The organism is Paenalcaligenes hermetiae (assembly GCF_039543645.1).
Taxonomy (GTDB): domain Bacteria; phylum Pseudomonadota; class Gammaproteobacteria; order Burkholderiales; family Burkholderiaceae_B; genus Paenalcaligenes; species Paenalcaligenes hermetiae.
This window is the reverse complement of sequence record NZ_BAABKD010000011.1, coordinates 1-12,871: the sequence shown is the minus strand read 5'-3', so window position 1 is coordinate 12,871 and position 12,871 is coordinate 1. Positions and strand designations below refer to the sequence as shown.

The 12,871-nt window shown below is 42.7% G+C and carries 17 protein-coding genes and 1 pseudogene; 4 read left to right on the top strand and 14 right to left on the bottom strand.

The window, feature by feature from the left end:
- Positions 1 to 14: 14 nt before the first annotated feature.
- The 12 genes from ABD980_RS09160 to ABD980_RS09105 all read right to left on the bottom strand — a co-directional run bounded on the left by ABD980_RS09160 (position 15) and on the right by ABD980_RS09105 (position 8,229).
- Positions 15 to 698 (bottom strand): type IV secretion system protein, encoded by a 684-nt coding sequence (locus tag ABD980_RS09160; RefSeq protein ID WP_345371205.1) that lies wholly within the window; start codon positions 696 to 698, stop codon positions 15 to 17.
- Between the two features lie 14 nt (positions 699 to 712).
- Entirely contained in the window at positions 713 to 1,048 is a 336-nt protein-coding gene (locus ABD980_RS09155) for a type II toxin-antitoxin system HicB family antitoxin (RefSeq protein ID WP_345371203.1), read from the bottom strand.
- The gene (locus ABD980_RS09150; protein ID WP_345371201.1) at positions 1,045 to 1,299 is read right to left on the bottom strand and encodes a type II toxin-antitoxin system HicA family toxin; all 255 of its coding nucleotides are present in this window, start codon (positions 1,297 to 1,299) and stop codon (positions 1,045 to 1,047) included. The genes ABD980_RS09155 and ABD980_RS09150 overlap by 4 nt, the downstream gene beginning before the upstream one ends.
- 33 nt (positions 1,300 to 1,332) lie before the next feature.
- Positions 1,333 to 3,720, bottom strand: a complete 2,388-nt coding sequence (locus ABD980_RS09145) for a VirB4 family type IV secretion/conjugal transfer ATPase (RefSeq protein WP_345371199.1) — start codon at positions 3,718 to 3,720, stop codon at positions 1,333 to 1,335.
- Entirely contained in the window at positions 3,647 to 4,072 is a 426-nt protein-coding gene (locus ABD980_RS09140; RefSeq protein WP_300647915.1) for a VirB3 family type IV secretion system protein, read from the bottom strand. The genes ABD980_RS09145 and ABD980_RS09140 overlap by 74 nt, the downstream gene beginning before the upstream one ends.
- On the bottom strand, positions 4,072 to 4,386 hold the full coding sequence (locus tag ABD980_RS09135) for a TrbC/VirB2 family protein (protein WP_345371197.1): 315 nt from the start codon (positions 4,384 to 4,386) through the stop codon (positions 4,072 to 4,074). The genes ABD980_RS09140 and ABD980_RS09135 overlap by 1 nt, the downstream gene beginning before the upstream one ends.
- A 60-nt stretch (positions 4,387 to 4,446) precedes the next feature.
- Positions 4,447 to 5,124 (bottom strand): lytic transglycosylase domain-containing protein, encoded by a 678-nt coding sequence (locus ABD980_RS09130; RefSeq protein WP_300647919.1) that lies wholly within the window; start codon positions 5,122 to 5,124, stop codon positions 4,447 to 4,449.
- Positions 5,121 to 5,501, bottom strand: a complete 381-nt coding sequence (locus ABD980_RS09125; protein WP_300647921.1) for a hypothetical protein — start codon at positions 5,499 to 5,501, stop codon at positions 5,121 to 5,123. Before ABD980_RS09125 ends, ABD980_RS09130 begins: the two co-directional genes overlap by 4 nt.
- On the bottom strand, positions 5,494 to 6,060 hold the full coding sequence (locus tag ABD980_RS09120; RefSeq protein ID WP_345371195.1) for a TrbM/KikA/MpfK family conjugal transfer protein: 567 nt from the start codon (positions 6,058 to 6,060) through the stop codon (positions 5,494 to 5,496). Before ABD980_RS09120 ends, ABD980_RS09125 begins: the two co-directional genes overlap by 8 nt.
- The gene (locus ABD980_RS09115; protein ID WP_345371194.1) at positions 6,053 to 6,802 is read right to left on the bottom strand and encodes a nucleotide-binding protein; all 750 of its coding nucleotides are present in this window, start codon (positions 6,800 to 6,802) and stop codon (positions 6,053 to 6,055) included. The genes ABD980_RS09120 and ABD980_RS09115 overlap by 8 nt, the downstream gene beginning before the upstream one ends.
- 16 nt (positions 6,803 to 6,818) lie before the next feature.
- The gene (locus ABD980_RS09110; RefSeq protein ID WP_345371192.1) at positions 6,819 to 6,941 is read right to left on the bottom strand and encodes a hypothetical protein; all 123 of its coding nucleotides are present in this window, start codon (positions 6,939 to 6,941) and stop codon (positions 6,819 to 6,821) included.
- Between the two features lie 595 nt (positions 6,942 to 7,536).
- Positions 7,537 to 8,229, bottom strand: coding sequence for a S24 family peptidase (locus tag ABD980_RS09105; RefSeq protein ID WP_345371190.1), 693 nt, complete (start codon positions 8,227 to 8,229; stop codon positions 7,537 to 7,539).
- A 103-nt stretch (positions 8,230 to 8,332) separates the two neighbouring features.
- Between ABD980_RS09105 and ABD980_RS09100 the strand changes: the two genes are divergently transcribed.
- From ABD980_RS09100 to ABD980_RS09090, 3 genes are read left to right on the top strand one after another with little or no spacing between them, the layout of a single operon-like run.
- Positions 8,333 to 8,542 (top strand): helix-turn-helix domain-containing protein, encoded by a 210-nt coding sequence (locus ABD980_RS09100; RefSeq protein ID WP_345371188.1) that lies wholly within the window; start codon positions 8,333 to 8,335, stop codon positions 8,540 to 8,542.
- On the top strand, positions 8,539 to 9,288 hold the full coding sequence (locus tag ABD980_RS09095; RefSeq protein ID WP_345371186.1) for a helix-turn-helix domain-containing protein: 750 nt from the start codon (positions 8,539 to 8,541) through the stop codon (positions 9,286 to 9,288). Before ABD980_RS09100 ends, ABD980_RS09095 begins: the two co-directional genes overlap by 4 nt.
- On the top strand, positions 9,285 to 9,890 hold the full coding sequence (locus ABD980_RS09090; protein ID WP_345371184.1) for a DUF6475 domain-containing protein: 606 nt from the start codon (positions 9,285 to 9,287) through the stop codon (positions 9,888 to 9,890). The genes ABD980_RS09095 and ABD980_RS09090 overlap by 4 nt, the downstream gene beginning before the upstream one ends.
- A 7-nt stretch (positions 9,891 to 9,897) precedes the next feature.
- Here the strand turns inward: ABD980_RS09090 and ABD980_RS09085 are convergent, their stop codons facing one another.
- Complete coding sequence (locus tag ABD980_RS09085) at positions 9,898 to 10,221, bottom strand: hypothetical protein (RefSeq protein WP_345371182.1); 324 nt, start codon at positions 10,219 to 10,221, stop codon at positions 9,898 to 9,900.
- A 959-nt stretch (positions 10,222 to 11,180) separates the two neighbouring features.
- On the opposite strand from ABD980_RS09085, the gene ABD980_RS09080 reads away from it, so the two are divergent.
- Positions 11,181 to 11,303, top strand: a complete 123-nt coding sequence (locus tag ABD980_RS09080; RefSeq protein WP_345371180.1) for a BrxA family protein — start codon at positions 11,181 to 11,183, stop codon at positions 11,301 to 11,303.
- Between the two features lie 186 nt (positions 11,304 to 11,489).
- On the opposite strand, the pseudogene intI2 reads toward ABD980_RS09080, so the two are convergent.
- Positions 11,490 to 12,467: pseudogene (gene intI2 / locus ABD980_RS09075) on the bottom strand (class 2 integron integrase IntI2).
- Between the last annotated feature and the right edge of the window lie 404 nt (positions 12,468 to 12,871).

Below are 12,871 nucleotides of genomic sequence, written 5' to 3'. Positions count from 1 at the left end.
CAAATAAACACGTTTTAATAGCAAACGTCCGTATTATCACTGGACCAATGCTCTAGGATACAAGCATCTCTAGCGGTAGTTTGCTGGTAAATCACATCTTTTTGTAACTCATACATACGAGCCATTTGGTCTAGTTTAATTTGATTATTAGCGATAATTGCCTGCTCTGCCGCAATACGGCTCTGTAAATCAGCTGAATCCTTTATATCAGTTGTTACATTGATTTGATCCATCAAGGCATTAATGTTGTCTAAACGCAATTGTGTATCTGTTAATGCTACCTCACTTTGCTCATAAATCACGGCTAAACCTTTTAATTCAGCCTCATCTACAGCAGCCTTTGGATCCTTTAAATGATCAATGCTCACTCCAGCTAATTGATAAATCTCGCTCCACTCAGATGGAATACGATCCGGTACGTTAGTGCGATACAAACTACCTTTAGCTCTCTGACCCGTCACAGCTTCAACCTGTGCTTTAAGCTCATTAATTTGTGCGATTTGGTTATCTATTTGCTCTTTCATATGCGCCACTTGCTGTACAAATTGAGTTATCGCTGCTTTATCTATAGTCGGAATCCCTTGCGCCCATAAACTACCGCTAACCATCAATAGCCCCACTAAAGCCCAGTTAACCGCCCTTAGCATTCTCTTTCTCCACAAAAAAAGCCATCCAAAACGGATGGCTTGTATTGTCAAAACAAAGAATACAACTAGGAATGCACCGCCTGATTAATCGTCTCTGCAACCCATTCATTTAAACTTTTATTGGCCGCCGCTGCTGCTAGTACAGCAGCTTCATGAACTTTGGGACTCAAACGAACATTGAAACGACCAGAAAAGTTTTTACGTGGCTCAATGCCTTTTTCTTTACACAGCTGCATGAAAACAGCCAGCGACTTGCGCCCTTCCTCGATTAAGCCGTCCACACTGTCCGAATAGAAATCGGCTCCACCATTTAAACCGAGAAATTCACCTCGAAACATGCCCAATTCAGAGTCATAGGACACTACCGCCTTTTCATCATCGATCACTAATACATTGTTCATGGCTTAACTCCATGTGATAACAGCCATTTCTTAATGCTAGCTACTGCTCCTTTATCCGTATCTGGCGTTGGATGGGGCCGATGAAAAACACGTACCTCACCAAACAAAACCACACCTACTCTGGAGCCTTCTCGCTCAGTAACTTCAGCACCTAAACTAAGAAATAAGGCTTCTATGTCAGACCATTTAATTGATCCGTTTACTGGTCTAGAAAAAATAAGTTCTAACGTAGCTCTATGTTTTCTTTTCATAAACAGTACCATAAAATAGTACCAAAAAAAAGATTAGTGTAATAACTTAGACTGCTGTTTTGCTCGGATCTGCTCTCTAAACAAGGGGTACCACTCATTGGGCGTAGCACTCGGATTTTGCGCTAGTAGCTCCTCTAACAATGCACTATTAGCAGAGTCACCTGACAATACTGCCATTTCCTCAGTAAAACCACGCAAATCCAGTTTGGCAAAAGCAGATTGCTTTGACTGCTTAATTAAAAACTGACGACTATCCAAAGAAAGCTTCACCAGCTCCTCATACTCTTTCTGCGTTAAGCCACACAACTCATAGCCTTCCTCGTACTTAGCATCGGGGTTAGGTAAAAAGATTTTGGTAGGAGTTTGCTGCACAATAGCAGAAAAAATATCGCTTGCGATCGCATCCTCTGGACTTTGACTAGTCAAGATAATCCACCCACCTAGCTTACGATCTGTTTTAAGTATTTTTAAGATCAACTCTTTAGTCGCATTAAAACGAATTGGCCACCAGAACTCTTCTACCACCGTCACCATAATGCCACCCGATTTAGCCACATTTTTTAGCATTAAACTACGCAAATAGAATAAATACAGCAAAATTGGCTCGGTAGGCGCATACCCTTCTTTTAGAATATCCGTTAGGTCAAAACCAATTTTGTAAAACTCTGTGGGGTTAAATTGATTTACCGGATTATCCAAACACCAAGCGTACCGTCCGTTTTCACTACGACACCATTTAGCCAAGCGAATGCGCAAGGAGTTATCTCCCACAGAAAACGGGATACTCTCCAGTAAGGTACTAAAGTTGCGGTGTTCAAAATCGATACTTGTCAATAAAGTGTCTACCGCTACCTTGATCTGCTTTTCTTCCTCATCCGTTAAACGACCGTACTCATTTTGACCACAAACACCGACTAACTGATACAGCAATTCTCGTGTTTCAACCGTATCGGGAAGCTGAAAAGGGTTTAGCCCAGTAGGTGTACCTGCTTGTAAAGCAAAATAACTACCCCCAATGGCTTGAATAAAAATTTGCAGACCTGCATCTAAATCCATCGCAAACAAATACGGATCAAAGCGCTGCGCAAAGCTTAATAGCGTTGTCTCTAGTGTTGTTTTACCTGTTCCGGTAGCACCCAAAATCAACGTATGCCCCGCTAAGCTCTCCCCTAAGTTATCCTCTTTTGGGTTACTAAAGTGAAAATTAAAATCATAAATTCCATTAGAGACCGTTTGTAATGGGATGACTGCGCTACCATCCCCTATAGGATTACCCTGTGTTTTGCCATGACTATAGGTATGCATCCCAAAGGTTGTAGCCAAATTCACTGTGGTTTTAGGTACATTTCTAGGCTTCTTTTTCGCTCCAGGAACTTGGCTAAAGTACGTAATAGGCGCAGAAAAACCAGCTTTCTTAAAACCAAAACCACCCGTATCTAAAAATCGGGTATACGCCATTGCACCGTAATTAGATGCTTCTTTAGGTGTATCGCCATACACCACCAATGCAGCATGATAGTCTCCAAACATAAGCTCTCCTGCTGTAATAGCCCCTTTACCCTCCATTAGCTCACTATGCTGTTGATGCGCCTGATCCCCGACCGACTGCAAGTTATTGAGTTGCTTATTAATTAACTGCTGAATTTCATAGTTTTGTATATAGACAAAACTTTGTGTCAACGTGAACTCAAATGGCAACTCTAAAATGCCAACTAGCACCTTAGGTCTGGATATTCCAAAATCTTTTAAATCAAAAGCAGTCGCATATTTAGTCACGTTCGGCGCTCGGATTTCAAGCATGTCAGACCCAAAGTGCAAATCCGCTTGGCCTAAGGTTTCCGCTATGTCGATAGCGCTTAACGGTACTGGGCTGTACTCATAATTCACTAAACTACCTATGAACTCAAACGCTTCCGAGAACACCACTCCTACCTCATTCTGATACGCGCTCAACACATAAGGATCATAGGCTTGTAAGCCTGACCGTAGCGTATCAATCAGCTCCTCAGCCTCTTTAATACCGTCCTCAAACTCCTCGTACTTCAAGACACAACTAAGATAAAAAAACGTGTCAAAGAACTGTCCACTCTCAAAGCGCTGCAAATACTTTTGCGCAAACTGTTGGCAAAACAGATTCTCAAACTGGTAGTGGCGATCGAAGCGCCTTTTCTTACGCTGCAAAGTCGTCCATAAACCTAAACGGTTGCCTAGCGTCTTACCAAGGCCAGCTAGAAGCAAAGCTAACTGATGAAATCGTGCATAAATCTGCGACTCACTCTCTGACTCAAAAGGAATCCCCTCACACCGAATCACAAAACCCAAATAACCATCCCGATAATGAAAAATATTAGGTGTGACGTGTTGGGAGATTTTTGGTAGAAAATCTGACTGAGCAGCTTGTCGTCTGAGTGCTTTGCTCAAAAAATCGCTGATAATCATTGAGCTTCTTCCCATAATGAATAGCTAAAATGGTGTTCGTTCGGTTAAAAAACCGTGCATTCCGCCTGTAGAAAAAGCAATACAACTCATAACCTAAAATAAATAAAGCCTGATCATCCGTTTTAGAAATAGTTTTCATTAATAAGACTAGTGGCACAGGCAGCAACATTAAAAACAACGCTTGGTCTCCCATGAACGTAAATAGAAACATGGTTAGTGCTAAAAAGCCCCCCACCAATACAGCAAACGGCATTAGAGGCACACCAAACACCAAGGCTGTGCGCCCCAAAGCGTTATACGTGGGAAACTCCGGCTGTTGCTCTTTCCCCTTCATCAGAAGCTAATCCCTTGACCTGCTGTAAATACCCATGTGGCAGCAGCTACAGCAGCTCCCGCACCAAAAATCCATAACCCTGCATTAAGCACATCCCCCCACGTTTTACGCCCCATGAAACCTTCTGCCAGCTGCCAAAGCAATGCGATAGTTGCCACCACACCCACAATAATCACAATGCCATCACGGATATTTTCCATCATATTTTTGGCTTGATTCGCAAAGCCTCCTACCTGAGCTAACGCTACCTGAGCCATAAACAACTGCCCCATGAAAACCATCCATGCCATTTTTAGTTTGCTTACTAACTTCATCGTTCTTCCTTTAAAAAATAAAAAGCCACTTGAATAAGTGGCTCTAAATAATAAAAAGGCTTACCACTCCCCAAAGACATCCCAGTTAAACCGCTGTCTTGAGGAGTCTGTATTACTTACTGCTACCGCTTTGGCAACCAATGTTGAATCCACTTCAATAGCTGGCACACTCATCGCATTGTTTCGCTCCTTCTTATTTTTTATTGCAGCAGCTTTGACACGTTCTACATACGGAGGCAATCCCGGAATATCTTCGGTAAAACCCGTTTTAAAATTACCCGAATAATAACAACTCAATGCTTTTTGCAAAGCCTCTTGAGCTGATCCACCCGCTCGTGAGTAGCACTCTGTTAATATTTCAGCACCTGCTTTTAAATTCGCACATGGCTCAAAAACCGTGTCATAGCTGAGTCCCAAACGAGCTAAGTTATTCTTATTAATCTGGACTAGTCCTAAACTAAAATTTTTCCCTTCTACCTCTAGCTGTTTAGCCGTTGCAATAGCTTCTATTAAATTTTTCGGCTGTGCTACCACATCACCTACCACTCCAATCGCATACGGATTAAAACCACTTTCCACTCTAGCGAGAGCCTGTAATGTTTCCCGATGCACTTGTGGAGCACATTGCTGCGCTAATCGATCAAACTGTAAAGGCGTTAATACCTCCACGCCTTCACTAGCTTGTGCTCCAGTACAAAAACATAAGCTCAGTATCAACGCAACAGCTCGTCTTCTCATAATGTCCTCGCTAAAATAAACACTTGCAGCAAGAACATCAGCACAAAACCGAACGCAACCCAACGCAGGCTATGCTTATAGAGCTCACGCCCTTGCTCTGCAACCTCCTTGCGCACCAAGCGCTGAGTATGTGTAATCAGATCTAACCGGATATGCTGCTTCTGCTGCTCTAGCGCCTCATAGACCTCATGAACTTGTTGCAATCGTTGATCTAAGTTAAGTAAAAAAGCATTTTCATGATCCTCTAATAAAGTACGCTGTTGCTCATACTGCCGATCAATAAAAAGCAATAATGCCACTAAAGGGTCATCAGGCTCCAGTTTTAACCCACTCTGGCTAAATACCGCGTTAATAATTTCCTCGGCACTTTTACTCATAACGACTCACCGTTACCCACTTACCACCTGCCTCTGGGCTACCTACATACTGAGTCTTATCTAAAGCGATTAAACCGTTATCCTCATAGGCTTGGCAATACGCAGGCTTTTTATCACTAATAACGTAATAACTGACTTGATAACAGCTATCCCTGTCTGAGCCATCACCCAAAGTGCACTCACGTCGGGTTTTACGTATACGTAAGCGTTTATTTAAATAGTCAGCGTCACAGCGTCCAGCACCTTGTGCAATATCATTAATTAACGCTGGCATATTTCCCGTATCCACGCTACTCGATGCTGGACATAAACCAAGAAAAGACTTACGGGCACTAATTGTTTTACCCCAGTCTAAAACCCCTTTACTGTAGCGCTTTATCCCAAAATAATGCTTCAAGGCAGGGTTACACTCATTAGGACGTACCGAAGAGGACAAACATAAAATCGCCTCACAAGCCAAACGTGTTTCACCCGTTAATAACTCCGCTTGAGAAGAGTTGAGCATAAAAAAAGCTGCCAACGGCAGCAGCAGCCACTTACTATATTTTTTGTTAGGCATGATTCCTTTCCTCAAATGCAGCAAAAACCCGCTGTACCGCTAATTGCTCAAACACATCGCGTTGTACTTTTTTCAAACGTTGCTTGGGCATTAAAGTAAATTCGGTACTCTGCAATACCTCCTGAAAGGTTAAATGGTTGGATGTCATCTTTAAAATATCGCGGCCATAGGTATCTGGATTGTAATTAGGCAACTCAATCACACCTGCAATTTGCTCTGCATTATTTTTAGCAATATTCCACTGATCAAAGGTCTTACCTTGGGTTTCGACTCGACCCCAATAATGATTTAGCCATACCACGACCTCGCATGGAAAATCAGTTAAAACCGTATTTAACCCAGTTAACGTATCAGGTAATCCTTGACCGGCTTGGAGTGGCACATGAATCACCACCTGAACTCCCGCCTCTTGCAAGAGAGGTACAACCTCATTTTCACGCATATATGACATCAATGGTACAAAAGTGCTAGCTCCATTATCTATCACCCCCAACCCCTCATGCGTGATAACAGTTTCTATCAGAGCATCAAAACAACTAGCATCAATCGTTTTATGCTCCGTCAAGATATTGATGGGATTAACGTCTAACAACTGATAACGACTGAAAGTTTGATTCACTGGGTCAGTATCAAAGCACAACACTCTGAGGTCAAAACTTTGCAAATACTGGGCTAATAAGGCGGCAATAAATGATTTACCTACCCCACCCTTGCCTTGCAATACAAAATGAACAGATCTCATAAGTCTTCCTAAACAACTATAAAAAACTCATAAAAAGCTCAAGCTCACACATACTCATCATCGGCAAAGTAAAAGCACGTTGGCTCTCCACAGCCTCTCTAAAACTCGAAGCAAGCACAATTAACTCATGTGGACTCATTTCGTCTCTCCTCTGGTTAAACAATGCAACTTGGATTTAGATACACACGTTTTGGTTATGAAGCTCCCAAGACCTGAACTCTCTAACCAAAGCGGCCTTGGCCCTAAGACCAAGGAGCTTATCGCAGTCTCATTCCTGCTGGCACACTGCTTACGCTGTTTCGACGTCTGTCTTATTTTTCGCCTATTTCAGCCACCGTTATTCCTCACGGCTACAGTGATCAAAGGCTAACTATCGTCATAGTTAGGTATCGACTCGGAAAGAATTCGGAGCAAGACTTCACGTCTTCGGCTATTTGGTTATGGCTGCCCGATGGATGCCATTGCATATCGCTCTACACTTTCACTGTAGAGGGTCTGCTTCACCAGCACGTCTACTAGTTATATCTACACATTGTTTAAAGAGCTAAACACTCGATCCAAACCTGATCAAGCGCCATACGCCAATTAAACATTAAGTTTAATAAAAAATCAACAATATGTATATTTTTAGGCAAAAATAAACAACAATATATTAAAATTTTTCTCGCGATGTGTACCCACAATAAAAAAGCCACCGATCAGGTGGCTGAAAAAAACGGATGAAACGTAAAAAATTAAATAGCGTTAAAGCGTTTAAAGTCCATAGGTAAAGCTCGAATCACCTTGCCCAAAATACGAGTGCTCTCAAGCCTATCTGACCACTGCCAAGACGGGTATGCTCTATTATCAGAGCTCACCATCAGCTCAGCACCAGCCAACGACAAACGCTTGCACAGCACTTCACCACCATGTAACAATAAATAAATGGATTCTCCTCCATACTCCCTTACCGTTACATCCACGAACAGTAAATCACCAGGATTAATGGTGGGCATCATCGAATCATTAACTGCCACAATAATTTTAATGTTATCCCCTCGATTGGATGAGCCAATCATACGATTAGCCACCTCTAGAGGCATTGTTAAGCTCGATACAACTTCTGGATGTTCTTGATTTACACAACCCTTGCCACACTCAGCGGCAGCATCCAACACATCAAATTTTGCTTGATCTATTAAAGAAGCATGTTCAGAAATAAACATAGGTCCTTGGCTCTCCATAACCCAAGTTGCGTTAATTCCTAGCTCCATTTGCGCCTTGAGCAACCCGTCTTTGGAAGGCCCACGATTTTCCCAATTATGGACAATTTGCTGAGACAAGTTGAGAAGACGCGCCAATCCAACTTGATCGTGATCAGAGCTAAGCTTACCAAGACTATACGCAGCCCTATAAAGACGCTGCATTCTTTCATCCATTTTTTTCATGCTCTATTCTTCCATCAAAACACAACAAGGTGTTAAACAAAATGTTGACAAAAACATAAACACGGTGTTTAATAATCGCATAACTAATCACTTCTTTACGATCATGAAAAAAGCAGAAGCTCTTATCAATGAACTAGGCGGCCCTGCACAAGTCGCCAAGCGATTAGGTATTTACCCAACAGGTGTAGCACGCGTTTCAAACTGGAAAAAACGCGGTATACCTGCGCATGTCTACTTACAGTACCCCCACATTTTCCACACCTATCCGGCTCACGAAGTCTGCCGTGAGGTCAGTAAAGTAAACACGCTATGAGCACTATTATTATGAATTCTTGCTGGCCATTGCAAGGAATGACTGTAACGCAAAAGGCCGTCCTTATTTCTTTAGCCGATAATGCCAATGATAATGGCGTTTGCTGGCCCTCTATAGAAAAAATCGCTCAACGCACCTGCCTATCTGTACGCGCTGTGCGTAATGCCATTAAATGGCTAGAAGAAAACCAACTTTTACAAAAAACAGAGCGCAATGGTCGATCAAATATCTATACCATCACCCCGGCATCTTATGCACCCCGGCAGCAGGTGCACCCCTGCACTTCAGAACACCCACCCCGGCATCTGGTGCACCCCACCCCGGCAGCAAATACCGAGGGGGAGGCATTTGGTGCACCCAGAACCATCAATAACCATCATAGAACCATAAAGGAATCACCAATAAGCGCAAAACTGGTTATCCCCAATTGGTTACCAAAAGAATCATGGCAACTTTGGGATCGCTTTAGAAAGCGAGTTAGTGGAAAAGCATGGACAACTGATGCCAAACAACTATCAATCGAAAGCTTGCAACAGCTAGTTGAAAGCGGCCACGACCCAACTGCTTGCATCAAGCAAAGCATTGAGCGAGGCTGGACCGGACTCTTTGCACCTAGAAGTCCAATTAGCGATAAACATCCCCCTATAGTTTCTGTAGTGCCATTAAATCGCCAAGAAGCCCTTGAGGAGCAGAACTATCAAGTCGCCATGGAATGGATTAAGAAAATGCAGGAGGATCTACAATGAACTCAAATCAAATGCGTGCTTTCTCCGAACTGATTACTGCCGTCTATGCTTTTTATCGCCGAGACATCAGTGAATACGCCATTCAAATCTGGTGGAATGCCATGCGCCCTTACGATTTTGAAGCTGTCAAACACGCTATCAACAGGCACTGCGTTAACCCTGACAACGGGCAGTTCTGCCCTATGCCTGCTGATATTGTAAAACTGCTCGAAGGCTCTAGCCGTGATAGTGCTCTACTTGCTTGGTCCAAAGTCGATAAAGCCTTACGACACGTCGGCACATACCGTAGCGTTGCTTTTGATGACCCTATTATTCATCTTGTACTGCAAAACATGGGCGGCTGGATAGCCTTGGGGAATAAGACAGAAAGTGAATGGCCATTTGTTGCCAAAGAATTTGAAAACCGATACCGCAGTTATAAACAGCGCGACCAAATCTCAGCACCAAAATGGCTCATAGGCATTGCTGAATGCGAAAACAGCATCAATGGTTTTCATGAAGAAGATGTAGTACTCATTGGAAACGAAACTGCTGCCAAAGCTGTGATCGCCATGGGATCGAATCATCAGCAACAATTCGAGCGACATTTCCTAGAAGCTTAAATCCCCCCTAAATCAAATCATCCACATTGGTTTTAGGATCAGCCCATACTGGAGGGTTAAAACCAACAAACCCTCCCTGCGACTTAGTTATAGAGCCAGAAAATACCTTTTTCCGCGACAACAAAGACTGTTCTCCCACCCTTCTTTTGATGAAACCATGCAGTGTTGACTTAGCAACCTGCACCTCATTTAAAACCAAAAACTCCAAGATCTGATCCAAAGAGTAGCCATCTCGATGGAGAGCTACAATCTCATCACAAAAGGGATCCAATTTAGAGCGCCCTGCGGGTTTCACCTGCTGCCTAAACTGTTCAAGCGTTACCTTAGTCATCTGCACCTCATTCTTGATAATCTATATTTATTCTAAAGAATCCGATGAAATTCGTATAGATTCGCTATCTGTTCGAGAGGATTTAAGGGTTTACGCATAAGTTCGATACTTCAATAAAAAATGAGCGATAGAGACTAAATGCAGGATAGGCTAAAGCCGGGGGAAGTGGACAAATAAACCACCAAGCAAACCGCAGTACTTTAAAGCGGAGTTTCCTGAAAAAGAAAATCAATGCACCCTTTACTCCGACGATTAAATCATGGCGATTTTTGAAGCAATCTGAAGTTTGTATGTGGAACCTCAAAGAGCTGCCGTGCCTAGCATTAGCCAAGTTGTGAACGGACAAAATAGTTGGGAACTGGGAGGGGTGGAAATGGGGTTTTTAAGGATTATTTAGGGGAAAGTGACAAAATAGATGGGAACTGGATGTAGCGTCGTAAGCTAATGCGAAAATTAAAAATGACAAAGTAGTTTGGAACTAGATTTCACTTATCTGGTTAACTACTCTAGCTGACCTGCCGCTCAGCTTAGTACGATCCTATATCCAACTGATCATAATCCTTTCATCAGTATCCCAAATTAAATTCCCCTCCTAGACTGCCTCACCAACACTTTACAGTGATCCCGTATTTCCGGACAGGTGATTGATTTTTTTCGCTTGTACAGGTGTTAAGCCACAGTTATCTTGATGTAGACATTATGCATTGTAATAGCCCATTAACATGCGCTAAGAGCATAAATTAATATACAGTAACAAGCATTACGATGTGCTAATGTTTGGAAAGCAGCCTCTTCCAACTACAATAATAAGTTAACTATCCTCCACCCACAAATAATTACAAATGACCCCTTTCCGCTATAACTCCGATCTCACCAGCGGCTCGCTACAAACCCGAAAGTGTCGCATTATTACTGGCTTGTTACTCCAAGAGCTTGATGAAGCTGCCTAGGATAAAGCCATGTATGAGGAAAATGTGCTTCAGAAACGCACGCAATCTACGGTAAGACGTATTTCTTCAGCGCTTAGAAAACGCCTAGAACACCTAAGCTCTGACTTTTGGGCTTTTGCGTTTTTATGTTAGGCATTGTCTGGCAGCTGGAGGAAGTGTAATGACCATGAATGGTCACTGTGATTAACAGTATCTTGCTTAAACTTATCTGAACAATGGTAGAACTGGCTCATATTTATCCCCTCTATGATTGTTTATCTTTTTCACCATAAAAAGTATCAGGGGCTACTCAGGCTACATAAAGATATTTATCTACTTTTACTGATTGATAAGTAGCATCAGTCCATCCGCAGGACTGGTGGTGCCGGCAAAATGCTGACCCAACACATGCGTATAGATTTGCGTGGTCTTAACATCGGTATGCCCTAAGAGTTCTTGCACAGTGCGAATATCACGCCCCGCTTGTAATAGATGCGTAGCAAACGAGTGACGAAATGTATGACAAGTGACACGCTTGCTAACGATGCCTGCTTTTTGTACGGCTGCCTTCAATGCCTTTCGCGCAACGGAGTCATGCAGATGATGGCGGCATAATTTGCCGTTATACGGGTGGTTGCAGAGCGTGCTGGAGGGAAAGACAAACATCCACGCCGCTTGTCGATAAGCAGAAGGGTATTTGTGATCTAAAGCAAAAGGCAGCGATGGCCCTACGCCTTGTAAGTTGTCGTCTTGCTGAATAAGCCGCGCTTGCTCAATGAGTTATTTTATTGCTGGGATTAGGCGCGTGGGCAGTAGGCTGTTTCTGCTTTTCCCACCCTTACCGTCATGCACAGTGATGCAGCCATTATCAAAATCAAAATCTTTAACCCGCAAACGCAAGCATTCATTAATGCGCAAACCTGCACCATACAGCAGCGTAAAAATAACTTGGTTGCGAGTATCCATAACCTGCAAAATGCGTTGCACTTCATTTGCAGAGATAACAGAGGGTAGCCGTCTAGGCTTGCTTGCAGGGATATAATCAATATCGCCCAACGGCTGTTGTAAAAACCTGTTGTACAAAAAAGCTAGGGCATTTAAAGCGATTTTCTGCGTGTTTATGGCTACATGTCTGCTGTTTGCTAAGCTGGATAAAAACAGCCTGACCTCTTCACTGCCCATGGTCTGAGGATGACGTTTTTTGTGAAACAGAATAAAACGCTTAATCCAGTGCAGGTAAGTTTTTTCAGTTTTCAGCGCATAACCTTTTTGTCGCATATCCGTGCGTATAGAATTTAAAAATGGACTGTTAGACATAAAACGCTCCTTGTCTTGCAACTGTCTGCCTATACAGCCTATTCTAGCTGGGATTTAAAAAAGTGCCTGTTTTTTACGCCTAGAGATGCTTGTTTACCGGTAGAGTTTTAATTTAATGCTAAATAAATTAAAATGTTATGAGTTCTTTGGGTGAGATAATGTGCATCGTGCAAGCAGGATAGACGGCATGCACGATTTGTAATAACAGAGTGTCTTATATTTTTAAAGAAAGTCTATTTAATACAAGTGATTATATTAATTAACGGTAAGCATCAGCGGGTGACAAAACGAGCATGCTTACTAATAAAATGTTAAACATCATGAGGGAAGTGGTGATCGCCGAAGTATCGACTCAACTATCAGAGGTAGTTGGCGTCATCGAGCGCCATCTCGAACCGACGTTG

What these genes read in the sequence shown, in the direction of transcription:
- ABD980_RS09140 (WP_300647915.1), bottom strand. Translation starts at nt 4,072, where the DNA reads ATGAAGGGGAAAGAGCAACAGCCGGAGTTTCCCACGTATAACGCTTTG.
- ABD980_RS09080 (WP_345371180.1), top strand. Translation starts at nt 11,181, where the DNA reads ATGTATGAGGAAAATGTGCTTCAGAAACGCACGCAATCTACGGTAAGA.
- ABD980_RS09095 (WP_345371186.1), top strand. Translation starts at nt 8,539, where the DNA reads ATGAGCACTATTATTATGAATTCTTGCTGGCCATTGCAAGGAATGACT.
- ABD980_RS09130 (WP_300647919.1), bottom strand. Translation starts at nt 5,124, where the DNA reads ATGAGAAGACGAGCTGTTGCGTTGATACTGAGCTTATGTTTTTGTACT.
- ABD980_RS09135 (WP_345371197.1), bottom strand. Translation starts at nt 4,386, where the DNA reads ATGAAGTTAGTAAGCAAACTAAAAATGGCATGGATGGTTTTCATGGGG.
- ABD980_RS09155 (WP_345371203.1), bottom strand. Translation starts at nt 1,048, where the DNA reads ATGAACAATGTATTAGTGATCGATGATGAAAAGGCGGTAGTGTCCTAT.
- ABD980_RS09105 (WP_345371190.1), bottom strand. Translation starts at nt 8,229, where the DNA reads ATGAAAAAAATGGATGAAAGAATGCAGCGTCTTTATAGGGCTGCGTAT.
- ABD980_RS09115 (WP_345371194.1), bottom strand. Translation starts at nt 6,802, where the DNA reads ATGAGATCTGTTCATTTTGTATTGCAAGGCAAGGGTGGGGTAGGTAAA.
- ABD980_RS09090 (WP_345371184.1), top strand. Translation starts at nt 9,285, where the DNA reads ATGAACTCAAATCAAATGCGTGCTTTCTCCGAACTGATTACTGCCGTC.
- ABD980_RS09150 (WP_345371201.1), bottom strand. Translation starts at nt 1,299, where the DNA reads ATGAAAAGAAAACATAGAGCTACGTTAGAACTTATTTTTTCTAGACCA.
- ABD980_RS09120 (WP_345371195.1), bottom strand. Translation starts at nt 6,060, where the DNA reads ATGCCTAACAAAAAATATAGTAAGTGGCTGCTGCTGCCGTTGGCAGCT.
- ABD980_RS09125 (WP_300647921.1), bottom strand. Translation starts at nt 5,501, where the DNA reads ATGAGTAAAAGTGCCGAGGAAATTATTAACGCGGTATTTAGCCAGAGT.
- ABD980_RS09085 (WP_345371182.1), bottom strand. Translation starts at nt 10,221, where the DNA reads ATGACTAAGGTAACGCTTGAACAGTTTAGGCAGCAGGTGAAACCCGCA.
- ABD980_RS09100 (WP_345371188.1), top strand. Translation starts at nt 8,333, where the DNA reads ATGAAAAAAGCAGAAGCTCTTATCAATGAACTAGGCGGCCCTGCACAA.
- ABD980_RS09110 (WP_345371192.1), bottom strand. Translation starts at nt 6,941, where the DNA reads ATGAGTCCACATGAGTTAATTGTGCTTGCTTCGAGTTTTAGAGAGGCT.